Source organism: Nitratiruptor sp. YY08-10 (assembly GCF_016629565.1).
Classification (GTDB): domain Bacteria; phylum Campylobacterota; class Campylobacteria; order Campylobacterales; family Nitratiruptoraceae; genus Nitratiruptor.
In genome coordinates, this window is record NZ_AP023057.1 from 312,809 (window position 1) to 335,049 (window position 22,241).

Consider the following 22,241-nt stretch of genomic DNA (forward strand, 5'->3'; position numbering starts at 1 on the left):
AGCTGTGACGACAGAGAACGTATCAACCTTGACGCTTAGCAGTACATACCATATAGCGCCAATGATCACGTATCTTGCGTCCATGCGAAGTATGAAAAGCAAGATGATCGCAAAACCTAAAAATGTAAGTACAAATTCCATAGGATCATTATACCATGGCTAAAAAAGAACTCAAGCTTATCATCAAAACTGACGCAAAAACTGGCGATCTTAAGGTGTTTGCTGGCGAAGTCAGTAAACTAGATAAAGCCACAGAAAAGTTATCGCATACTACCGCTAAATCTATCAAAAATATTGAGAGTTTTACAAAACGAATAAAAGATATGGCTCACATTGGCGTGGCCGTATATGCGCTCAAACAACTTGCAGATGCAGCTATTGCCCTCGGTGGTTCGTTTACTGGTACTGCAATGGAATTCGAAAAATTCAATGCGGTACTAAAAACCATCGAGGGGAGCAGCCAAAAAGCAGAAAAATCAATGCAATGGATAGTCCATTTCACTAAGACTACTCCATACCAACTTGCAGAAACAACTGAAGCGTTTGTAAAGCTTCGAGCATATGGACTCGAACCTACAAAGGGACTTCTAAAGTCCCTTGGTGATACTGCAGCAGCTATGGGCAAGCCGCTCGACCAAGCAGTTGAAGCGATAGCAGATGCGGTAAACGGAGAGTTTGAGCGCCTCAAAGAATTTGGGATCAAAGCATACAATCAGGGGAGCAAGGTAGCTTTTCAATGGGCGGATGCAAGCGGAAAAGTAAAGCATATCGTAATAGACAATAACCAAGAGATTATCCAAAGTACGCTTGAGGCGATATGGAACAGCAAGTATGAAGGCGCTGCAAACGAGCGTGCCAATACACTTGAGGGCATTCTTTCAAATATAGCGGACAATTGGACGATTTTAAAAAAGAATGTGATGGATGCGGGGCTTTTTAATTACATCAAATCCATCACAAAAGCAATCGGTGATGAGTTTGCAAGTGCAGTAGATAAAAGCAAAACAAAAGCAAAGGAGTGGAGCGAATGGCTCATAAACGGCATCCGTTTTGTAGCTAAAGCTGTTGTTCAGATGGCATACAAATGGGATGTTGTAATAAAAGCTATTAAAATACTTAAAATTGAATGGACAGCATTCAAACTTGCCATTGTCACGGCTGCTGCTGGATTTGAAAAGATTTTCAATGGCATAAGAATCGGCATAGCAAAAGCATACAACTGGATAGTGGATAAAGCGAAATCGATCAACAATGCACTCCCTGGATTCTTGAAGATAGGATGGATAGACAATCTCCAAAAAATGAAAGTCCCCCAAGCTTTCACAGCATTTGAGGAAGAATCAGAAAAGCTCTATAAAAAGCTTAAAAATCAAGTTCAAGATTATGTAGATTTTGCGAACGAGAAACACAACCAGCTTGGCGACAAGTTCAAAGAAATCTTTGAGAAAGCGGAAGAATACTACAAAAAGTTTCAAGGCAATGTGAAAAACACCACCAAAAAGACAACAAAAGAAGTTAAAGGCGCTGTAGATGGTGCTTTTCAAAATACAACTTCGAAAATTAAAAAAACAACTAAAACCACCGCCAAATACATCGAAACCACCTTTGATAAAGTCTCAACCAATATCTATGACAGCTTCAACAATAACTTCTTTGATGCTGTCACTGGTAAATTTCACGATTTCAAAGATTTCCTAAAAAACCTTTTCAATGATATTTTAAGCTCAATCATCAATCCCTTTGCACGAGGTATAAGCTCAGCGTTTGCCGGATTTATCACAAACTCTCTTGCAGGTATGATCGGCCTACCGCAAGTCTCCATGAACGGTGTGACCATAGCAAAAGAACTCACTCAGGCCGGATGGAAGGCTTTGGGAGATGGAGTCTATCAAAACGAAGTTGGCCAAAAGATCGTAACAACCGGCGGGCATATTCAGGCGTATGCAGCAGATGGAAGTCCAATAAGCGATATAGCAACAATTGCATCATTGCCTGCGGCAATAAAAACAGGTGTAAGTTTTGCAGCAAATCCAACAGGAATATTGACAACCGCACTCTATGCACCATCAGCATATATGGGGCAACTTGCAGGCATGGTGTACAATCTCTCACCTACAGTTGGACTTGGCCTGGCCGGATCAGCAAACTGGCTTGCTGGTGGAACATATATGAGTGGGGCTGGGCTCAATGCGTTCAATATCGGCATGGGCGCAACCGGTGCAATTGCAGGTGGTCTTGGCGGGTATGCTATCGGTTCTCTTGGTGACATGCTTTTCGGTGCAAACTCATACGCAGGAGTCGGTGGTGCTGCAGGTGGCGCGCTTGGCGGGATTATCGGTGCTGCAACATCCGTAGGCGGTCCGATAGGTGCTATCGTAGGCGGTGTGATTGGCTCAATAATCGGTGGCATCTTTGGCAAGAAAAAATACACATCCCAAGGGATAGAGGCCTTCGACTACGTTGGTGCGTCAAACATCACCGACGAAACCATAAAAGCGTACAAACACTGGGAAAAAGACGGATGGTTCAGTTCAAGCAGCGGTGACGAGTACAGCCTCGTTTCACAGGTTGTCAAAAACAGACTCAAAAAGACGTTCCAGGCGCTTGACGAGATACTTTTGAAGGTATTCCAAAAAGAGGCTGAGTGGACGTATCTCGCACCAGGAAAGATATGGGACAAAGAGGATGCGCTTGAAAAAACAATTCTCTCCTCTTTCGTTCAACATATTACTGGAAAAGATATCCAAAGCGACGAGTTCACCCAGCAGCTCAAGCAGATATGGATCGACTACGCAAAATCGATAGACAAGACAATCACGGAAACATTGACGGAAGAGTTTGGCAAATATCTCAAAACACGTAGAGACTTCTCCATCTGGAAAGCCAAGACGTTTGGCAATGACATAGAAGCCCTCAAGCTCAAGATGGAGTATGCGAAAGAGGATTTGCAAAGCCTTCAAAAAGCGATGGATGCCTCAAACGTGACCGTGGACAACTATCTCGATCTCATGCAAAAAGCAATCGAAGCAAGTCCGACTCCAGATACGATAGAGTCCTGGAATCAGCTTGGACAGGCGTTAATGCGGGCAACAGACGCTGAAAGAGCATACAAACAGGCGATCGAACAGACTATCACGCAAGGCATCGCACGATTCGAAAGCGCTCTTGCAATTTTGAACGCAAAGCCGATCGAAAACATATCGCAACTGCTTGAGGCGATAGCCAATGCGACGCCAGAGACGGTACAAAACGTTCTTGCTGCCATCAACAATCTCAAACAAAAAGAGATACAGGATGCACAAAAGAGCTATAACGACAGGATTAATCAGCTAAACAAAGAGAAAAGCGTTATACAAAATATTACGCGCTATCTCGATCAGCTCAGGCGCGGTGCCGACAGACTTCGAGCAATTGCCCTCAGAGGCACGACGTACGCAAAAGATCGGTTCTACGAATATCTTGGCAGAGTCAGAAACGATCTTGCAAACGGAATAAATCCGGATAAAGACGTAGAAAATCTATTGAACTATGCTTCAGCGTATCAGGAGTATCTCAAACAGAACTCATCGACACAAAAGGAGTATCTGTTTGAAACTAACAAGATGGCAAATCTGCTTGACGATATGGCGGATAGATACGATGTAAAATCCAATACAGACAGGATCGAGTCTGCAATCGTAGAGGCGAATATTGACTTGCAAAACAAAATAAGTGAGATCAACGAGACTTATCAGCGATACATGGAAATGCTCAAACTCACCATCGAGCGCGAGTATCAATCTTTCGTGGATCAGATGATCGATCAGTATGCCGAATATCTTGGCTACGATTCGCCTATCGTTCAACAGCTGATACAGCTGCAAAACGCAATTATGGCTGCAATCCAGGACAGCCAAAACAAGGTTGCGAGCTACCAGGTCCTTACCGCTCCAAGCGATAGCAGCGGAGGAGGAAGTGAAGCATACAATCTTGTCTATCAAACATACATGGAAGTGCTTGGTCGTCCGCCTGATACAGATGCCGCAGGATGGGTCGAAGCTGTCAAAAGCGGTGATATAGCGCCTCAGGATTTGGCAAAGTCCATCTCCTATGCTGCAACGCAACTGTTCGATGAGAGTTCGTACAATGGAGACGTGCCGCATGAGGTGATCGAGGAATCCATCAAAAACGCTGCAAACTATGCGATCTTACATCCGTTTGCAGAGGGAGGTATCGTTACGGCACCTACAGCAGCATTGATTGGGGAAGCTGGTTATCATGAGGCGGTCATTCCACTCAAAGACCCAAACGATCCTTTGAATCAAAAAGAACTCATTACAGAGATACGAGCACTCAGAAGAGAAGTAGCAGCACTCAAGGAATACAACAAAGAAACGGCGAACAATACAAAAGTATTGCAGACTGACAGGAGATTTGCATGAGATACGTCCAGCCAAGAACAACGATACTGTCAGTGACCGACAACGGATATACCTACACCAAGACGGTATATGAAGCACCAGCTAACATCAGCGGTGTAACGGACGAAACATATCCAAACTATGATCCAGCTGCTACATATAATACGGGTGACTATGTCATCGTCCCAGAACTCAAAACGATATACAGATGTGCAGCAGACAACGTCAGCGGTGTGTTTCCCCCATCCGACCAGTCCAAATGGATCGACTGGGGATTTGTGAACTCCTACAAAATGCTCTCAACGGACGAGCAAATAGGCGCACAATCAGTTGGGGAGAATATCACGCTGGAAATGCCATTTAGCAGATGCGATACCGTAGGACTTGTGAATATCCATTTCGCACAACTGCTTCTTGAGCTGATAGACAATGATAAAAATCCGATTACGGGCGAAATTGTAGGGACTGGTGATGGCACTACAACAACGTTTCAACTTGCGAATACAAATATCGTCAAAGATTCGGAGACCATATACGTTAACAGTGTAGTGCAGACGAGAGATACCGACTACACGATAGACAATGCTCTGGGGCAGATTACGTTCACGACCGCTCCAGCTGACGGAGCTGCTATTACAGCTGATTATCAGTTTGCGGATGAAGTCAGGGTGGTAAGTGGTAGAGACATAGGATGTATAAGCTTTTCTGAGTATTTCTACGACGAAATAAAAGAAAAAACCCGCGTCATTGCAACGGACATCAAATGGCTTCCAAACGCTACGCTCAGACTCACATTTGATGGCGGAACGGAAGGAGTAGTAAAGATCGGATCGATTGTCATTGGAAGCGCAAGAGATTTGGGATTGACGCTCTATGGCACGGAACTTTCTTTTGAAGATAAAAGCAAGATTCAAAACGATGAATTTACAAACACGCGAAAAGTGATCCGATATGGACACGTGCGAGTGCTCAAAGCCAAAGTGGTGTTCGACGTACCGGATTTCAACGTAGTGGCTCAAAAAGTTGGAGAGATCGTAGGGAAAAACGTGCTTTTTATCCCAGATGAGACGGATAGATTCAGCGAGATGACGAACATTGCGTATATTGAGGATTTCTCGATGCCGATAGACAATCCCGTCAAATTTGAAACCACAACAACGATAGTAGGAGTAGCGTGATGACACAATTGCCGACACTGACCGTGTTTAACGGGCAGGTACCAGACAAAACAACGATGGATAAGGACACGTTCGCAAATAGTGTTCATATCTATCTCAACTATTTCAACGACAGCTTCGTGCCTGAGACAAACACACTTGTAAACAACATGAATACATTAAGTGGAGAAGTTCAAACAGCCGCAAACAATGCGGAAGCAAGCGCGCAAAATGCCGCAACGAGCGAGGCGAATGCTGCTAACAGTGAGCTAAAAGCGTACAAATGGGCTGAAGAAGCTGAAGATGTAGAAGTTGAAACGGGAAAATATAGCGCAAAGCACTGGGCAATAAAAGCCCAAGCAGCGGTTGCAACACTACCTGAAGGGACGATCGACGATCTACTTGTAGCTACTGATAAAACATGGAGCTCACAAAAGATTAGCGACGAGTTTTTTGCAAGAGGTGAAGTAGCGAAACCATCAATAATAGTTCCAGCGGATGGTGCAATAGACTTCAGCGGAACAATAGAATCGTCGGCTTTTGCCACAAAAGAAAACTTCATTGGAACTCAAGACTTTGTTGAATGGCAACTTGCAACAGATAGTGGATTTACAACTTTGGTTGACAGTTACGCCGGATCGTCAAATCTCACATCATGGACTCCGAACTATGGAAGCAACCCATCGACCACAATGTATGTAAGAGTTAGGCATGGCAGTGACAATCATATTTCAGAATGGAGCGATGTAGTTAGCTTCATGACACCAGCAAATACTGCGCCAACGATAAATTCAGTCACATGGTCAAACAGTACCATATACGACAACAATACATACGATGTGACTATTGATGCAACAGACCCAGATGGTGATGTGCTGACATACAGCGTTACAGCGGATGACGCTAATGTGACGATTACTCAAGATGCAACTATCCCGAATGTTTTTCATGTAACTTTTCCAGATTACACAGCAGACACAATAGTAAATTTTACATACACGGTGGATGATGGAAATGGTGGTTCTGACAGTCTCACAGAAGGAGTAACTGTTACAAATAATTACAATATTATGGCAACGATTGATAGTGGAGATAATGATTATTTGTATGATATATCTACAGATGCAAATGGAAACGTGTTTGTATGTGGATGGGTTACATCTGGAAATCAGTATGATTGTTATATAGCAAAATTGGACAACAAACTAAATCTATTATCTCAATATACAATAGATAGTGGCACAGGCAGTGATATGGTCACAGGTATTTCAGTGGATGCAAACGGAAATGTATTTGTGTGCGGATATAGTAATGATGGAACTACGTACAACTACTATATAGCAAAGTTTGACAATGACTTAAACTTGATATCTCAATATACGATTGATAGTGGAGATAGTGATTATTTGTATAGTATATCTACAGATGCAAATGGAAATGTGTTTGTGTGTGGATATAGCAGTACTGCAACCACTTCTGTTTGCTATATAGCAAAGTTTGACAATGATTTGAACCTGATATCGCAATATACGATTGATAGTGGAAACGCTGATTATGGCAGGTGGATTTCAGTAGATGCAAATGGAAACGTGTTTGTATGTGGATATAGCAATGATGGGACTACATACAACCACTACATAGCAAAGCTCGATAATGATTTAAATTTGATATCGCAATATACAATAGATGGTGGAAATGATGATTATTCATTCCGAATGTCTATTGACGGCAATGGAAATGTATTTGTATGCGGACATAGCTACGATGGAACTACATATAATGCTTACATAGCAAAGTTTGACAATGATTTGAACCTGATATCGCAATATACGATTGATAGTGGTACTGGTACTGATACTTTTATTTCAATTGATATAAATTCAAACGGAAACGTGTTTGTTGCTGGGTACAGTGACGATGGGACTACATATAATGCTTACATAGTAAAGTTCGATAATGATCTAAACCTGATATCGCAATATACAATAGATAGTGGAGATGCCGATTATTTATATGGTATATCTACAGATGCAAATGGAAATGTGTTTGTATGTGGTAAATCAAATGATGGAACTACATATAATCATTATGTTTCAAAGTTTATTAATGATCTAAATATCCCTTCTGGAACATACTCGATAACTGTTGGATCGATAACTTTTACATTAACTGATGTTGCCTTCACACCTACTGCACAAACTTGGACACCTACTGCTCAAACATGGTCGCCTACTGCTCAAACATGGTCGCCTACTGCTCAAACATGGTCGCCTACTGCTCAAACATGGACAGTATCAACGGGAACATTCTAAGGAGATAATATGTATATAAAAATAGACGATAAAACGCTAAAAATACTTGCGATAACAGAAAGCGTCCCGAACAAGTCACTCGGGACAACCATCATTGAAGATATGAATATTACAACAAAAAATCCAGACTATGTAGTCGTATGGAGAGAAAGTGGTGGCATAAAAGTTCGTGAAAGAACGACAGAGGAGAAAGCTAAAATAGATGAACAAAAATTCAGACAATTGAAAACAAAGAAACTTCGCATTTTTGAGAAAGAAACGAAATCGCACATAGAAACTTCATATCCAGAAATTAAACAAAGAAGCGATGTGAACGACAAGGAATATTGGGGAGCTTGGTTAATCAGCCATTTTCCATCCACATACACAACAGACAATCTGTATCAAAAGTTTTTTACATCTGCTGCAAGAGTGATTGAAGGAACATCGGATTTTCAAACAGAAGTTGAAAATTTAAAAGAAGTAGCTACATTTGCAGATACGGATGAAGAGGCTAAATATGCAGTTGCAATCGATCAGTTATTAAAAGTTTCGGTCAGACAAGGTTGGGTTCAAGCGTGCAAAGCTGAATATGCAATAAAATCAGCTGTGGCTCAACAGGCAACGACGTTCGATGAATTGAACGCTGTCAGTCTCAATCTAATTCCATACCCATTGCAAGGATGATAAATGTTTATAGGCAACATAGTCATAGATCATGTTGAAGGAACCACCAACTCTTTCGAGGTGGTTCTACCATTCAGATACAAGGGCAAAAAGTGGGATGTAGCTGTAAAAGGTGGTTGGGTAAGTGATGGTGCTTCAGTGCCAAAAATCTTTTGGAACATCTTTCCACCTGTTGCTGGAAGATACCTTGAAGCTGCCATACTCCATGACGCTCTTTACAAGGCAGAAATCTTGCCAAGAAAGGAATGTGACTTATTGTTTCTTGAAGCTATGGAAGAGCTTGGGGTAAAGAAGTGGAAAAGACTCACTATGTACTATGCTGTTCGGATGTTTGGTTGGAGAGTATGGAGAAGTCACAAAGGCGAAGAAGTCTTGAAAGCGAGAGAATATATCAAAGTAAAACCTATGAAGGGCAGAAAATGAAACGAACTCTACTTGCAATACTCGGTAGTTCTATCCTATTGACCGGATGTGCAACCGATCCGTACTACAATGCGGCAAAAACGATATATGTTGCAGGCAAAAAAGTAGTGATAGCCAACTGGGACAAGCTTCCAAAAGATACGCAAGAAAAACTCAAAGAGATCGATGCTATGGCAGCAACCTATGATGCTTCGAGAAAAATCATAAAACCCGCAATCGAGGAAGCAAAAAAGGAAGTTGCAGAATCAAATTCGACAAAAGAGACAAATACATCATCACGATAGTGTGTTGGTGGTGAAAAGGATTGATATGCCTCACAAAGATCCGACAAATTATAGTTTTTTTACCTATCTTTGGGTTTTGGCATTATCACTATGGGGCGGAACTGCACATACAATTAGAAAAATAAGAAATGGCACTATCAAACATTTTTCACTTTCTGAGTGGATTGGAGATATGGTTATAAGTGGTTTTTTGGGTGTGATTACATTCTACTTGTGTGAATATGCTGGCATAGAACAACCTTTAACCGCTGCACTTGTAGGTATATCTGCACATCAAGGAACGAGAGGCATTAGTGCTCTTGAAAAATATATTGCAAAAAAGATAGGAGTGAAACTGGATGGCTGATTTCAATCACGCATTTGAAGCATTGAAGCATCTTGAGTTCAAAGATTGTGACGATGCTTTGCATTGGAACGATGGTGAAGAGGGCTGGACGTTCATGGGGATATATCAAAAGGAACATCCAGATGCAGATATTTGGAAAGAATTGGCAAAGTATCAAGAGATCGAAAGCGATCCAAAAAAACTATCACAACTTTTGTGTAATAATACTCATGCTGTGCAAGAAGTCAAAAACATCTACCGCCAAAAATACTGGAACAGGGCGAAGCTGTATGACGTGAAGAGCCAAAAGATAGCCGAGGAGATTTTTGTATTTGGAGTGAATACTGGGATAGAGAACGCTATCAAAAAAGCTCAAGAACTAGTTGGAGTAAAAGTAGATGGGGTTGTAGGTCCAAAAACTTTGAAGGCGTTGAATGAATATGATGTTGATCTTTTTGATGTTGGGTATGACTTCGAGGAACTCAAGTACTACAAGGAGCTTGTGAGGTCAAACCCAAAAAGATTTGCGAAGTATGAAGATGGGTGGGTGAACAGGGCAAAGGCGGTGTGATTTTTTTCAATAACTGTCAGCAAAAAGTTGAAAATGTCTGCTGACACCTTCGTTTAAGTTTCGGTATTTTGGGGCTTTATTTCAAGTTGCGGTTCTGTAGGTCGGGAGTTCGAATCTCTCCGGGCGCGCCATTTACTGTTTCATATAAACTTCCAGCGGTTCTGGTTTTCCAAGGAAAAATCCCTGTCCGTATCGAATGCCAAGGTTTTTTACAATTTCCAATGTTTTTTCATTATGAATGAATTCTGCAACGGTCATGATTTGTAGGTCATTTGCAAAAAGAGCAATCGATTTTGTAATTGCAAATGAGATATGAGAAGATTCAATATTTTTGATAAGTTCACCGTCTATTTTTAAAATATCTATGGGAAGATGCTGGAAAATACTGAAATTGGAGTATCCGCTTCCAAAATCATCTATGGCGATTTGTATGCCATAACTTTTGATTTCTTTGAGTCGTTCCTTCAATCGTTCGATATGTCCCGATTCATACTCCAAAAGTTCAATCGTAAGCCATTTTGCCAAATTTTTGTTCTGTTTGATCTCTTCTATTATTGTGCTGTAAATGACATTATCTAAAATATCCGACATATTTAAATTGATACTGATATGCACGTTATAGGTATGTATGGCCTGAAATACAATCTCTATGATCTTTTTCGTCAAGTCATTATAGACATTGGTAAAAGCAATTGGAGTGAGAAATTGATTTGGGGTGATGATATGGCCTTTTTGATCAATCATACGTGCCAATGCTTCAAATTTGACAATGGAATTGTTCTTTAAGTCAAAGATTGGCTGATAATAGCAGATAATTCGATTATCATCTAATGCCTCTTTAACACTGTTGATATTGATATCTTCTATTGCTTTATTGTGTTGGTTATGCTCTTTTTCATCAATGACTTGGTTTCTGCCTTGTCTTTTGGCAACGTAGAGTAACTCGTCTGTATATTTTATGGCTTCGGTTGGACTTTTGAAATATTCCGGATGGAGATTGATACCGATAGAGACAGTTACTTTGATATGGTGTGTTTCATAGATAAAATCTTCTTGTTCGATAACCTTTCGGATACGTTCGGCAATCTCTTTTGCAATATTGGAGTCTCTATTTTCCCGGTATATAAAGAGCACGAACTCTTCTCCACCAAATCTGATCAAAAGATCTTCTTCTCGGATACTCTTTTTTATGAGTCTGGCAACCTCGCGTAAAACGTAATCTCCCGCTTTATGTCCATAAATGTCGTTTATTCTCTTGAAATGATCGATATCAAGCATCAAGATTTGATATCTTTGGGCTTGATACCGGGAATTGATAAATTCTCTTAGAAATTTTCTATTGTACACTTGGGTTAAAGGATCGATAAAGACCTCTTTTCTAGTTTTTATGTTAAGAAGCATTTGCCACAAAAGGATCAGCAGCAGAAGAAAAAAAGACAGAAAAATGTAGTAAAAGATATTTTTGATCGGTTCCATAACAGAAGATATGGTAAAGGGCAGATTTGTAGAAAAATCTATTGCAATGATAGCTTCTGTTTTTCCCTTGTATCGAAGCGGTTTGAGATAGGTGCCCCACAGTGTTTCAAGATCTTTTTCAAGGACTATCTGATCCTTCCCGCTATCATAGACGCGGTTCCAATTTTCGATATCCACGTTCAATGGAGCATCAAATTCGCCTCTGTCTTCTTTGCTTCCGTCAAGGAGATATCTGTATTTGCCATGCTTGTCTCTATACAAAATATAGACATATTTAAATGTTGGTGTGATGAGCAACGATAATGCATCTTGAAGATTTTCACGTAACTTGGGATGGCTTCGAAGCGTAGAATAGAGATTTTTTGGAACCCGTTTTTTAACAACTTCCTCGATATTGTTTGCGAAATATTGTGCTTGTCGTGTAAATGTTTTTTCTATATTGATAGATATGTGCTTGTTGGCATGTGACACAGCGTAAAAGAGGTATATAATGGAAAGTATAATTGTGACAATGAGAAAACTGTAAATATATTTGTAACTTTTCAAATCGAATCCTCCAAATATTTTTGGAGTTCTTTAGGGAGTTCAATCTTGTACTTATGAATATTGTTTTTGAGAAAAATCAGATTAGGCCGGCCCTTCTGCCAATAAAAACCGCCGATGGCCTGTTTTCTATAAATTTTTAATAGATGGTATGAACCAGCAAATATCATTTTTTCTGTTTTGATATCTGGTTTATGATAGACAAACAGGATATCTGCTTCGTTTGGTTCTTCTACCAACCGTACATTGAGCGGCAGTGTGTGAAAAAGCGATTTTTTCTTCTCATCGTCCGTCCATATTTTGATAATGTATTTATGTGGAAAAAGAGCATGGAGGACCGTTGAATATATTTTTTGTTCTATTTGAAATATTGATGCCGATACACTACATATGAGCAGAAAAATAAGCGTTATTTTTTTCAAAACAGATACTCCACATTAAACCAAATTTTTCTATCGAGGACAGGAATGGCATACGGAAGATTACGGTATGCTTGTTTAAAACCTGTCCCGAAAATGTTTTCTCCCCGTACTCCAATGGAAAAATCTTTTGTAAAATGGTATTTGATAGCAGCAGTATAATCCAGTGATGCATCAACATTTATTCCGGCATACTCGTAGCTGCTTTTATAGGTCAGTTCGTTGTAAATGTCATATTTTCCAAAACTATTGAATGACTGGAACAGTGCTCCATATTTTGGGGAGTATTCGATATCTTGATTGTTGTATCCTTTAAAAAAGGCAAGTTTATATCTGTTGAAAAGGTCTTGTGTATAGTCATATTCAATGGAAAATATATATCTTTTTATTTTTTTGTTTGTATAGTTGATGTATCCGGATGAAGGAGAGTAGATAACAGCGTTTTTAGCTCTATTGTATCCCACTTGAAATCGCAAAGAGTGCTGTTGATTAAGATTGTATCGAAGGCTGGACGCTACTACGAAAATTCTGGGCATTTTCAGTTGGCTATTTGCTTTAAATGGAATTTTGTTTGGTGAATAGAGTTTGTAAAAGGCTATGGGGCGATATGTATCGGTAAGAAAAAGTTTGAATTTTCCTTTATTTTGATTGAAATGTTGTAAATAGCCTATTCTTATTACAGATTGATTGGTATTGGGGACCTTTTTGTCATACCGGTAAAAATCTTGTTTAAATGAGGCTATCAGCATCTTATTTTTTGCCAGGTTATATTTGTCTTCAATGTAAAGTGAGTAAAGATCCAGCCCATTTTCGTATGATGTTTGTGTTGTATCGAATGTCCCATCCATTGTAAATTTTTTATATTTGTAAAATCCTCCTAGTAAGAATGAGTTGTTGCCATATCGAAAAAACTTTTCGGCAATGATGGAGTAGATTTTGTCTTTGAAATGCGTGTTGTAATATGTCACATATCCCAAATTCCCGGCATTGATCCCTGATGGATCGACGTAGGTTCTATCATAATACAAATTGTCATAGGCCAATTGGAGTTTGTAGTTCTCCTTGCTCTCTTTTGTGATATGGAGATATTGATGCCTTGCATCCAATCCGCCGCCTTCAGGCGTAAAATCTTTACTGTGTCCCAAAAAAGAGTCGCTCTTTTTTTTGTAATTGCCTATTTCTAATCTATAATCGTTATAGAATAAATTTGTATAGATATTGTAGCCGTCTTTGTCGCTACTGATTGAATGATTGAGATGGGAATACTTTTTCTGGTTGATATTGTCACTATTGATATATGCAAACCAGGAAAATTTACCTTCCGTCGTATGGGCATAGTATATATCTGATTCGTAGCTCTTTTTGTTGTCAGCAAGAAGCCGTATTTTTCCACCTTCCTCTCTTTCCGGTTTTTTTGTATAGAGTTTAATTATAAAAAGACCCGTTTCATTGCCAAACTCGATAGAGGAAGAGCCGCGATAAAACTCTATATGGTCGATATATTCGATAGGCATATCTCCCCATATCAGTAATGCACTGCCAAAAGAGGTGGATGTCATATCGTGATCGTTGATATACAGTCTGATGGAACTAAGAGGAATATAGCTTGTTGATGGAAAAGAGAAAAGGTAGAGATTGTTTGGTGTTCGCGTTAGATGAAACATTTGTATAGTTTTTAGTACATCAAGGAGCGTTTTTGCCTGCATTTTCTCCAAATCATCTCTTGTATAAATATCAATTAGACCAGCACTCTCTTTTTTTGTGATTTTAGAGAGTTCCGCTTCTTTTCTGTACTCTTGGAGCAGCGTATCCAAATCTGTAGCATAGGAAATACATGAGAAAATTAATATCAATATATATAAAGCAATTTTTTTCATATATTGCTCCTTAATCTTTCTTAAAAACAAGAATATGGGATTTTATCAAAATGAGAATTAGCATTTATTAAAATAGATGCAATTGAAGATTGAAGTTATAAGTAGGAGTGGTGGCCAGAGGCGGATTCGAACCGCCGACACAGGGATTTTCAGTCCCTTGCTCTACCTACTGAGCTATCTGGCCAAGCGAAGTTGAATGAAATTATACTTACAAATGTTAAAAATCAGCTTAAAACAAGCTGTTTGAATGTTTCTCCACGATCTTTATAGTTTTTGAACTGATCCAGACTGGCACAAGCTGGAGAAAGAAGTGCCACTTCTCCTTTTTTCATCCTCTTTTTTATCATATCGACTGCTCTTTCCAAAGTTTTTGTGCTGTGAACCGGCAGGTTGTACTTTTTTGCAACTTCTATGATGTGTGGTTCGGCTTTACCAATGGCGTAGATATCCACATTGTGCAGATTTTTGATCAAAGGTTCCAAATTGACGCCTTTGTTGTCTCCACCGAGGATGAGATGGATCCTTGTATCTTTATATCTCGAAATAGCGGCTAAAGTTGCATCGATGTTTGTCGCTTTGCTGTCATCAACCCAGACTCTCCCTTCTATATCTCTAAATTCTTCTTGTTTATGTGGATCAAGAGAAAAAGTGTTGATCGTTTTATAATCGATCCTATGAAACAGTATCTTTTTCACAGCAAGTGCCAAGAGGGCATCGAGCAAAAAAGCGCCATGAAAGTTGATTCTATATGGATCTATGTTGAAACGATCACACAGATCATCGATACCTTCATACCCTATGAGGTAGCCATTGGTAGAGATATGTTCATACTGTTTTGGCACAAGAGCGACTTCTCCCTCTTTGAGTTTCGAAAGGGGTCTGAGTTTTGCCTCTTCATATGCTTCAAAACTTTCATGCCAACTGATATGATCCGGAGTAATAGGAAGTAAAACATACAGATTTGGTTTTGCAATTTTCGTGTAGTGCAATGTAAAAGAGCTCGTCTCTAAAACCCAGATTCTTGCCTTTGGATCTAGTTTGGCCAAGGGTGTACCGATATTGCCTCCTGCCACTGTCTTTTTTTCTGATAAAAGGTGGGTAATCATCTGAGTGGTGGTTGTCTTTCCATTGGTTCCGCTGACCCAGATGCTATAGGGCATCTGTAGGGCAAAAAGATCATATTCGCTTACTATTTTGTTTTTGGCTTTTTGGATGGTGGGATGGGATGGTGGGATGCCTGGACTTGGTACAACGATATCGAACATGGCTGGATCGAATGCTTTGAAAGGCTGGTGCAAAAAACCTTCATTATCTTGATACGTCTCTTCGATCTCTTCGAAAAATATAGCATTTCCAAACTTTTTTGCCAATGCTTTCGTTGTCTTGCCAAATCCCAAAAGTGCTATCATCATCGAATCTTTAATGTAATGAGTGCTATGAGATTTGAAATGAGAGCGATAATCCAGAACCGAACAATGATTTTGCTCTCATTCCAGTTTTTCTGTTCGAAATGGTGGTGAATAGGAGCCATAAGAAAGACCCGTTTCTTTCTTAGTTTAAAGCTGCTAACTTGAATGATGACCGAAAGTGCTTCCATGACAAAGACAAAACCTATGAGAATGAGTAAAATTTCACTTTTTGATATGATAGCCATATATCCTATGAAAGCTCCTAATGTTAGGCTGCCGCTATCTCCCATGAAAACCTCCGCAGGGTGACAGTTGTACCATAAAAATCCGATCAGACTCCCCGCAAATGCGGCGGCAACGATGCTCACTTCTCCAACTCCGATAATTTTTGGAAGCAATAGATAATGACTCAAAACGGCGTTTCCTGTAATATAGGTAATAATGGCGAGCGTTGTAAGAGCCATAATGGAAGGGACAGTAGCTAAGCCATCCAGCCCGTCAGTAAGATTGACGGCATTGGATGTGGCGACGATAACCAGTGTCCAAAACAGAACCGCTGATATATTCATATCGAAAAGAGGGTATTTGTAAAACGGGACATAAAGATCTGTACTCAAGTGGGCATATCCATACAGATAGAGTGATACTAAAAAGGCAACCAAGATTTGCAAAAAAAATTTTTTCTTGGCACTGAGTCCGCTTTGGTTGGATCGTTTGGTTATTTTTCCATAATCGTCAATGACGCCTATGGCCAAAAATCCAAGAATGGTTAAAAATGCTCCCAAAACATACGGGTTGTGTATTTTGACAGTGAGCAAAGAAGCAAGAAGTGCAGAAAATATGAATACTACTCCCCCCATCGTAGGGGTGTTGGCTTTTTTCTTGTGATGTTCCGGAGCCAAAGAGTAGATTGGCTGATAGGAGCTTTTTTTCATCGCCCAGCGTATAAATTTTGGCATAAGATAAAGTGTAAAGAAAAATGCGAAAAAGAAGGCGATACCGGCTCGTACTGTAATGTATTGGAATATATTGATATGAAAAACGGAATAGAAATAGTAGAGCATCTTTTGCCTTGATACAGTTAAAGTGATTTGAAGAGAAATGTTACTACAATTTAGGTAAATATTTGGTAAAAGGAGAGCAATGCTATTTAGTGGAAAAAATGTCCTTGTGACAGGTGCAAGCAGAGGAATCGGTGCGCAGATTGCAAAAGTTCTTGCTGGATACGGGTTGAAAGTATGGATCAACTACCGAAGTGGAGCCGAGGCAGCTGATACGATAAAAGCTGAAATTGAAGCAGCCGGCGGAGAAGCGGCGGTCATTGGCTTTGATGTGAGTGATGAAAAAGCTTTCGTTGAGGCTGTTAAAACGATTATCGATAGCGATGGGGAATTGAGTTATCTTGTTAATAACGCCGGTATCACCAAAGACAAACTTGCTATGCGTATGAGCGTAGAAGATTTTGAAAGTGTCATCAGAGCCAATTTGACAAGTGCTTTTGTAGGGTGCCGAGAAGCGCTCAAGGTGATGAGCAAAAAAAGATTTGGGAGTGTGGTGAATATTTCCAGTATTGTCGGAGAAGCCGGAAACGCAGGGCAGGTCAACTACAGTGCAAGTAAGGGCGGAATGATTGCGATGACAAAATCTTTTGCCCTTGAAGGGGCCGCACGAGGGATTCGTTTTAACTGTGTTACTCCAGGTTTTATCGCAACCGATATGACGAAAGAACTCAAAGAGGAGATTAAAGAAGCCTATATATCCAAAATTCCACTGAAGCGATTTGGTGACCCAAAAGAGGTGGCTGAAGCCGTTGCTTTTTTACTGAGTGATGGCGCGGGATATATTACAGGTGAGACGATTAAAGTAAATGGTGGAATGTATTTATAAGGATTTTTTTGTTACAATCAGGCGAACACAATACAGATAAGGAGTCATAATGGCAGATATTTTCGAACAGGTAAAAGAGGTAGTTGTAGAACAGCTCAATGCAAATCCTGATGAGGTAAAACCTGAGTCTCGATTTGTAGAAGACTTGAATGCAGATAGCTTGGATGTTGTGGAATTAGTAATGGCGTTGGAAGAGAAGTTTGGTATTGAAATTCCTGATGAAGATGCGGAAAAGATTCAAACAGTCGGTGATGCGGTAAAATACATCGAAGAACACAAATCCTAAATCAAGCGGGGTAAGCCCCCTTGATTTTTAGTGAGTTTGTACAATTGACTAAAGATCAAGGATAGGGAGTAGTTTTGAGAAGAGTTGTTGTAACCGGTCTTGGAATGATCAATTCTTTGGGACACGATAAAAGAAGCGCATTTGATGCTATTGTGAATGGAGAGACGGGGATTGATCATATTACACTTTTTGATCCTTCTAACCAATCGGTAAAAATTGCTGCAGAAGTGAAAAAATTCGATCCTACAACGGTACTCGATCCGAAAGATGTAAAAAAAGCGGATCGTTTTATTCAGCTCGGTATCAAGGCGGCGCGTGAAGCGATGGCGGATGCAGGATTTGATGGTGAAGTAGATAATGATAGATTCGGAATCAGTTCAGCTTCCGGTATCGGAGGGCTCGCAACGATCGAGAAAAATGCAGTTGTTTGCAATACCAGAGGTCCAAGAAGAATCAGTCCGTTTTTTATCCCGTCGGCTCTTGTCAATATGCTTGGGGGCTTCATCTCTATCGAACATAAACTCAAAGGCCCGAATCTTTCCAGCGTGACAGCCTGTGCAGCAGGAACCCATGCGATCACAGAAGCTGCAAAAACGATCATGCTCGGCGGAGCTGACAGAATGCTCGTTGTAGGCTCTGAAGCTGCTATTTGTCCTATTGGTATCGGCGGGTTTGCTGCGATGAAAGCACTTTCGACATACAATGACGATCCAAAGCATGCATCGCGCCCTTTTGATGCAAAAAGAAACGGTTTTGTGATGGGAGAGGGAAGCGGTGCACTAGTACTAGAAGAGTATGAGGCAGCCAAAGCAAGAGGGGCAAAAATCTATGCTGAACTTATAGGCTTTGGAGAAAGTGGTGATGCAAACCACATCACGACTCCTGCTCCTGAAGGAGAAGGGGCATATAGAGCCATGAGAGCTGCTTTAAATATGGCAGGTGTTAATAAAGTCGATTATATCAATGCGCACGGAACCAGCACGAAATATAATGACTGGTATGAAACAATGGCGATCAAAAAGCTGTTTGGTGGCAAAGAGAACTGTCCTCCTGTCAGCTCGACAAAAGGTCAAACCGCACACTGTCTCGGTGCAGCGGGAGCGATTGAGGCGGTCATTACTCTCATGGCGCTGACAGAAGGCGTTATTCCGCCAACGATCAATTATGAAGAGCCTGATCCAGACTGTGATCTTGACTATGTGCCTAATGAGGCAAGAAAAGCAGATTTGGAAATTGTTATGAGCAACTCTTTTGGATTTGGCGGTACAAACGGTGTCGTCGTATTCAAAAAGGTTTAAAGTTGGCAACATACCTCGATTTTGAGCAAAAAATCAAAGAGATCGAAAATGAGCTCGAAGCGGCGAAAGCGAGAGGCGATACTGCTGCTATCGAGATATTTGAAAAGGATCTGCAAAAAGAGGCTTCCAAGACCTATAAAAATCTGAGCGATTATCAAAAACTCCAACTTGCAAGGCACCCAGATAGACCCTATGCCCTTGATTATATCCGTCTCATTTTGGATGATGCGTATGAAATTCATGGAGACAGATGTTTTCGGGATGATCCTGCAATCCTTTGCTACCTTGGATACATCGATGGCCAAAAGACTCTTGTTATAGGGGAGCAAAAAGGGAGAGGGACGAAAAACAAGCTCAAAAGAAATTTTGGTATGCCGCATCCAGAAGGATATAGAAAAGCACTTCGGGCTGCAAAAATGGCCGAAAAATTTGGTCTGCCTATTTTGATGCTAATCGATACACCAGGGGCATATCCGGGTATCGGAGCAGAAGAGCGAGGGCAGAGTGAGGCGATAGCAAGAAATCTTTTTGAATTTAGCATGCTTGACACCGCGACTGTTTCGATTGTGATAGGTGAAGGGGGGAGCGGTGGTGCGCTTGCCATTGGAGTTGCCGATAAATTGGCAATGCTAAAATATTCCGTTTTTAGTGTGATCTCTCCTGAGGGGTGTGCGGCAATTTTGTGGAATGACCCTTCGAAAGTAGAGCAGGCCACAAAAGCTTTGAAAATTACGGCAGAGGATTTGAAAGAACTTGGACTTATCGATGATATTATCGAGGAACCTTTTATGGGGGCCCACAGAGATAAAGAGGGTGCTGCAAAAGCGTTGAAAGAATATTATGTAAAAAGTATTCAAGAGCTTATGGCGATGGATCCAAAAGAACGCCTAGAAAAGCGATACGAAAAATTGATGCATATGGGGAGATTTAAAGAGTAGTCTCCCCATTGATTCCATGCTCTTCCAAAAAGTGCTTGAGTTTAACAATCTCCTCTTTGTTATTTATTTCATTATTGTGAATGATGAGAACCACCTCTTTTCCTTCGCTATCGATAACTTTGATATGGTTTTTCTTTGTGTGTTCGATAGTAAAGCCGAGGTGTTCGAGAAGATTTTCTACCCCTTTCCAATCCAGATTGGAAGGAATGGGATGGGAAAATATTTTTTGTAGTTTTTTTTGGAGCTTGTGAAGTCCCATGGTTACATCCCATGCTCTTTTTTGTATTGCATGACTATGGCGTATGCTTCATCCTTGAGTTTAAGTTTTTCAAGTTTGAGTTTTTCAAGTTCGATATCTTCCATGTGTTCACGACCTTCTTCAACATCCTTGACGATTTTTTTCAGCTCATCGTGTCTTTCGATAAGTTTGTCAAAATGAGGGTTTTCTTGACGAATCTTGTTGATCAATTCTTGTGGAAATTCTTCTAACATATTTGCTCCTTTTTTCTTTCAATTGTAGCATTTAGGTTCTGTATTCTGCATTAATCTTGACATACTCATAGCCAAGATCGCATCCATACGCTGTAAATGAACCGTCGTTTATGCCAAGATCACAGTGAATCACAAATTCATCCTGTTTCATGACCTGATGTGCTTTTTCTTCTTGTTCGGCATCAAATAGGTTTTGGCCTTTATCATACACAACCACATCTCCTATGGAGATTGTGAGTCTTTTTTCATCGCATTCTACGCCGCTGGCACCGATAGTGGATGCGATTCTTCCCCAGTTTGGATCTTCTCCAAAAAGTGCTGTTTTTACTAAAAGAGAATTGGTAAGGGCTTTGGCGGCAATTTGGGCTTCCTTATCATTGGCTGCACCTGTAATTTTAAACGCTACCAGTTTTTTTGCTCCCTCTCCATCTTTGACGATCTGTAGAGCAAGATGGTGCATGATAGTATAAAGGGCATATTCAAAAGCTTCTTGGTCATATGTGCCACTTTTTCCGTTGGCCATCAAAAAAACTGAATCATTTGTCGAAGTGTCCCCATCAACACTGATGGCATTGAACGTGGTTTGCGCATATTTTTGTAAAAGAGGTTTCATGGCTTCTTGAGGGATATTGGCATCGGTTACAATGAAGCAGAGCATTGTCGCCATTGTTGGGTTGATCATCCCAGCACCCTTGGCAAATCCGGCGATATGAAAAGATGAGCCATTATCAAGTTCCACTTTGAATCCTATATATTTAGGAAAAGTATCGGTAGTCATGATGGCCTTGGCGAAACGCTCACTGTTTTTTGCATGTAAATCAAACGATAAAGCTGCATTGATGATCTTCTCTTTTGGAAGGCGAACACCGATGACCCCGGTTGAACTCATGATAGGATTGTGAAGAGAAAATTTTGTTTGTAGGGCTGATACAATCTCTTCGATATCTTCGATACCCTCATCGCTCGTTATGGCGTTGGCATTTTTGGAATTGACTAAAATAAAGTTGCTTGTTTTGATAGCATGTTTTTGGAAATGCTTAATGGGTGCTGCTTGGAATCTGTTTTGCGTAAAAATGGCCGCAACATTTGCAGGAGTATCCGAGTAGAGAAATCCAAGATCAAGACCCTCTTTTTTGAGTCCTGCCATCACTCCGTCACAATAAAAACCTTCAACATGTTCAATAGGGTTTTGTATTGGAAAGAGCTGGAAATGCATGATAAGCCTTTGAGAAAAAGTGAGGGGGAGAAAGGAGACCCGGTTACAGGTCCACTTGAAAATTTTTCTTTTTAAGAATTCTCAAACCCTTTGCAGATACTTTGATCTTTTTCTTGGTACCGTCTGGAAGCGTAACACGTACAGTTCTGATATTTGGTAAAAATCTTCTTTTGGTTTTATTGTTTGCGTGGCTGACATTGTGACCAGTGATCGGTTTCTTGCCAGTGACTTGACATTTTTTGGACATTGCCTTCACCTTTAT

The 22,241-nt window shown here is 40.4% G+C and carries 22 protein-coding genes and 1 tRNA gene; 13 read left to right on the forward strand and 10 right to left on the reverse strand.

The window, feature by feature from the left end; genetic code table 11:
* Positions 1 to 4: 4 nt before the first annotated feature.
* The 9 genes from JG735_RS01895 to JG735_RS01935 are packed head-to-tail and all read left to right on the forward strand — an operon-like array spanning position 5 to position 10,138.
* Positions 5 to 163, forward strand: coding sequence for a hypothetical protein (locus JG735_RS01895; RefSeq protein WP_201335161.1), 159 nt, complete (start codon positions 5 to 7; stop codon positions 161 to 163).
* A complete protein-coding gene (locus tag JG735_RS01900) occupies positions 156 to 4,421 on the forward strand; it encodes a tape measure protein (RefSeq protein WP_201335162.1) in 4,266 nt (1,421 codons plus the stop codon). Before JG735_RS01895 ends, JG735_RS01900 begins: the two co-directional genes overlap by 8 nt.
* The gene (locus JG735_RS01905) at positions 4,418 to 5,578 is read left to right on the forward strand and encodes a DUF2460 domain-containing protein (protein ID WP_201335163.1); all 1,161 of its coding nucleotides are present in this window, start codon (positions 4,418 to 4,420) and stop codon (positions 5,576 to 5,578) included. The genes JG735_RS01900 and JG735_RS01905 overlap by 4 nt, the downstream gene beginning before the upstream one ends.
* The gene (locus JG735_RS01910; protein ID WP_370583958.1) at positions 5,578 to 7,869 is read left to right on the forward strand and encodes an SBBP repeat-containing protein; all 2,292 of its coding nucleotides are present in this window, start codon (positions 5,578 to 5,580) and stop codon (positions 7,867 to 7,869) included. The genes JG735_RS01905 and JG735_RS01910 overlap by 1 nt, the downstream gene beginning before the upstream one ends.
* A gap of 9 nt (positions 7,870 to 7,878) precedes the next feature.
* On the forward strand, positions 7,879 to 8,535 hold the full coding sequence (locus JG735_RS01915) for a hypothetical protein (RefSeq protein ID WP_201335165.1): 657 nt from the start codon (positions 7,879 to 7,881) through the stop codon (positions 8,533 to 8,535).
* A 3-nt stretch (positions 8,536 to 8,538) separates the two neighbouring features.
* Positions 8,539 to 8,958 (forward strand): DUF1353 domain-containing protein, encoded by a 420-nt coding sequence (locus tag JG735_RS01920; protein ID WP_201335166.1) that lies wholly within the window; start codon positions 8,539 to 8,541, stop codon positions 8,956 to 8,958.
* Positions 8,955 to 9,242, forward strand: coding sequence for a hypothetical protein (locus tag JG735_RS01925; RefSeq protein ID WP_201335167.1), 288 nt, complete (start codon positions 8,955 to 8,957; stop codon positions 9,240 to 9,242). The genes JG735_RS01920 and JG735_RS01925 overlap by 4 nt, the downstream gene beginning before the upstream one ends.
* A gap of 25 nt (positions 9,243 to 9,267) precedes the next feature.
* Complete coding sequence (locus JG735_RS01930) at positions 9,268 to 9,588, forward strand: phage holin family protein (RefSeq protein ID WP_201335168.1); 321 nt, start codon at positions 9,268 to 9,270, stop codon at positions 9,586 to 9,588.
* Entirely contained in the window at positions 9,581 to 10,138 is a 558-nt protein-coding gene (locus tag JG735_RS01935) for a putative peptidoglycan-binding domain-containing protein (protein WP_201335169.1), read from the forward strand. Before JG735_RS01930 ends, JG735_RS01935 begins: the two co-directional genes overlap by 8 nt.
* Positions 10,139 to 10,270: 132 nt before the next feature.
* Here the strand turns inward: JG735_RS01935 and JG735_RS01940 are convergent, their stop codons facing one another.
* From JG735_RS01940 to mraY, 6 genes are all read right to left on the reverse strand, one after another.
* Entirely contained in the window at positions 10,271 to 12,160 is a 1,890-nt protein-coding gene (locus tag JG735_RS01940; RefSeq protein ID WP_201335170.1) for a bifunctional diguanylate cyclase/phosphodiesterase, read from the reverse strand.
* Positions 12,157 to 12,579: a hypothetical protein gene (locus JG735_RS01945; protein ID WP_201335171.1), complete on the reverse strand. Its 423-nt coding sequence runs from the start codon at positions 12,577 to 12,579 to the stop codon at positions 12,157 to 12,159. The genes JG735_RS01940 and JG735_RS01945 overlap by 4 nt, the downstream gene beginning before the upstream one ends.
* Positions 12,576 to 14,453, reverse strand: a complete 1,878-nt coding sequence (locus tag JG735_RS01950) for a TonB-dependent siderophore receptor (RefSeq protein ID WP_201335172.1) — start codon at positions 14,451 to 14,453, stop codon at positions 12,576 to 12,578. The genes JG735_RS01945 and JG735_RS01950 overlap by 4 nt, the downstream gene beginning before the upstream one ends.
* Before the next feature lie 108 nt (positions 14,454 to 14,561).
* Positions 14,562 to 14,637, reverse strand: a tRNA-Phe gene (locus tag JG735_RS01955).
* 40 nt (positions 14,638 to 14,677) lie between these two features.
* Positions 14,678 to 15,865, reverse strand: a complete 1,188-nt coding sequence (locus JG735_RS01960; protein WP_236584137.1) for a Mur ligase family protein — start codon at positions 15,863 to 15,865, stop codon at positions 14,678 to 14,680.
* Positions 15,862 to 16,926, reverse strand: a complete 1,065-nt coding sequence (gene mraY, locus JG735_RS01965; protein WP_201335173.1) for a phospho-N-acetylmuramoyl-pentapeptide-transferase — start codon at positions 16,924 to 16,926, stop codon at positions 15,862 to 15,864. Before mraY ends, JG735_RS01960 begins: the two co-directional genes overlap by 4 nt.
* Positions 16,927 to 17,005: 79 nt before the next feature.
* Here mraY and fabG point away from each other — a divergent pair, with 79 nt between their 5' ends.
* The 4 genes from fabG (at position 17,006) to accA (ending at position 20,271) form a co-directional block, all read left to right on the forward strand.
* On the forward strand, positions 17,006 to 17,749 hold the full coding sequence (gene fabG / locus JG735_RS01970) for a 3-oxoacyl-ACP reductase FabG (protein WP_201335174.1): 744 nt from the start codon (positions 17,006 to 17,008) through the stop codon (positions 17,747 to 17,749).
* 49 nt (positions 17,750 to 17,798) lie between these two features.
* On the forward strand, positions 17,799 to 18,035 hold the full coding sequence (gene acpP, locus JG735_RS01975; protein WP_012081691.1) for an acyl carrier protein: 237 nt from the start codon (positions 17,799 to 17,801) through the stop codon (positions 18,033 to 18,035).
* Between the two features lie 74 nt (positions 18,036 to 18,109).
* The gene (locus tag JG735_RS01980; protein WP_201335175.1) at positions 18,110 to 19,333 is read left to right on the forward strand and encodes a beta-ketoacyl-ACP synthase II; all 1,224 of its coding nucleotides are present in this window, start codon (positions 18,110 to 18,112) and stop codon (positions 19,331 to 19,333) included.
* Between the two features lie 2 nt (positions 19,334 to 19,335).
* A complete protein-coding gene (gene accA, locus JG735_RS01985; RefSeq protein WP_201335176.1) occupies positions 19,336 to 20,271 on the forward strand; it encodes an acetyl-CoA carboxylase carboxyl transferase subunit alpha in 936 nt (311 codons plus the stop codon).
* Here accA and JG735_RS01990 read toward each other — a convergent pair.
* The 4 genes from JG735_RS01990 to rpmB are packed head-to-tail and all read right to left on the reverse strand — an operon-like array spanning position 20,261 to position 22,226.
* Positions 20,261 to 20,530 (reverse strand): hypothetical protein, encoded by a 270-nt coding sequence (locus JG735_RS01990; protein ID WP_201335177.1) that lies wholly within the window; start codon positions 20,528 to 20,530, stop codon positions 20,261 to 20,263. The genes accA and JG735_RS01990 overlap by 11 nt on opposite strands.
* A gap of 2 nt (positions 20,531 to 20,532) precedes the next feature.
* Complete coding sequence (locus tag JG735_RS01995; RefSeq protein WP_201335178.1) at positions 20,533 to 20,763, reverse strand: DUF465 domain-containing protein; 231 nt, start codon at positions 20,761 to 20,763, stop codon at positions 20,533 to 20,535.
* A gap of 31 nt (positions 20,764 to 20,794) precedes the next feature.
* Positions 20,795 to 21,979, reverse strand: a complete 1,185-nt coding sequence (argJ, locus tag JG735_RS02000) for a bifunctional glutamate N-acetyltransferase/amino-acid acetyltransferase ArgJ (RefSeq protein ID WP_201335179.1) — start codon at positions 21,977 to 21,979, stop codon at positions 20,795 to 20,797.
* Positions 21,980 to 22,022: 43 nt separating this feature from the next.
* Positions 22,023 to 22,226 carry a 50S ribosomal protein L28 gene (rpmB, locus tag JG735_RS02005; protein WP_012081696.1) on the reverse strand — a complete coding sequence of 68 codons (204 nt, stop codon included), beginning with the start codon at positions 22,224 to 22,226 and terminating at the stop codon, positions 22,023 to 22,025.
* Between the last annotated feature and the right edge of the window lie 15 nt (positions 22,227 to 22,241).

Bases quoted from the DNA above. Each gene is read 5' to 3' on its own strand.
- JG735_RS01910 (WP_370583958.1), top strand. From the start codon at position 5,578: ATGACACAATTGCCGACACTGACCGTGTTTAACGGGCAGGTACCAGAC.
- JG735_RS01930 (WP_201335168.1), top strand. From the start codon at position 9,268: ATGCCTCACAAAGATCCGACAAATTATAGTTTTTTTACCTATCTTTGG.
- argJ (WP_201335179.1), bottom strand. From the start codon at position 21,979: ATGCATTTCCAGCTCTTTCCAATACAAAACCCTATTGAACATGTTGAA.
- JG735_RS01920 (WP_201335166.1), top strand. From the start codon at position 8,539: ATGTTTATAGGCAACATAGTCATAGATCATGTTGAAGGAACCACCAAC.
- fabG (WP_201335174.1), top strand. From the start codon at position 17,006: ATGCTATTTAGTGGAAAAAATGTCCTTGTGACAGGTGCAAGCAGAGGA.
- JG735_RS01925 (WP_201335167.1), top strand. From the start codon at position 8,955: ATGAAACGAACTCTACTTGCAATACTCGGTAGTTCTATCCTATTGACC.
- JG735_RS01905 (WP_201335163.1), top strand. From the start codon at position 4,418: ATGAGATACGTCCAGCCAAGAACAACGATACTGTCAGTGACCGACAAC.
- acpP (WP_012081691.1), top strand. From the start codon at position 17,799: ATGGCAGATATTTTCGAACAGGTAAAAGAGGTAGTTGTAGAACAGCTC.
- rpmB (WP_012081696.1), bottom strand. From the start codon at position 22,226: ATGTCCAAAAAATGTCAAGTCACTGGCAAGAAACCGATCACTGGTCAC.
- JG735_RS01960 (WP_236584137.1), bottom strand. From the start codon at position 15,865: ATGATGATAGCACTTTTGGGATTTGGCAAGACAACGAAAGCATTGGCA.
- JG735_RS01900 (WP_201335162.1), top strand. From the start codon at position 156: ATGGCTAAAAAAGAACTCAAGCTTATCATCAAAACTGACGCAAAAACT.
- JG735_RS01950 (WP_201335172.1), bottom strand. From the start codon at position 14,453: ATGAAAAAAATTGCTTTATATATATTGATATTAATTTTCTCATGTATT.
- JG735_RS01935 (WP_201335169.1), top strand. From the start codon at position 9,581: ATGGCTGATTTCAATCACGCATTTGAAGCATTGAAGCATCTTGAGTTC.
- mraY (WP_201335173.1), bottom strand. From the start codon at position 16,926: ATGCTCTACTATTTCTATTCCGTTTTTCATATCAATATATTCCAATAC.
- JG735_RS01995 (WP_201335178.1), bottom strand. From the start codon at position 20,763: ATGTTAGAAGAATTTCCACAAGAATTGATCAACAAGATTCGTCAAGAA.
- JG735_RS01915 (WP_201335165.1), top strand. From the start codon at position 7,879: ATGTATATAAAAATAGACGATAAAACGCTAAAAATACTTGCGATAACA.
- JG735_RS01990 (WP_201335177.1), bottom strand. From the start codon at position 20,530: ATGGGACTTCACAAGCTCCAAAAAAAACTACAAAAAATATTTTCCCAT.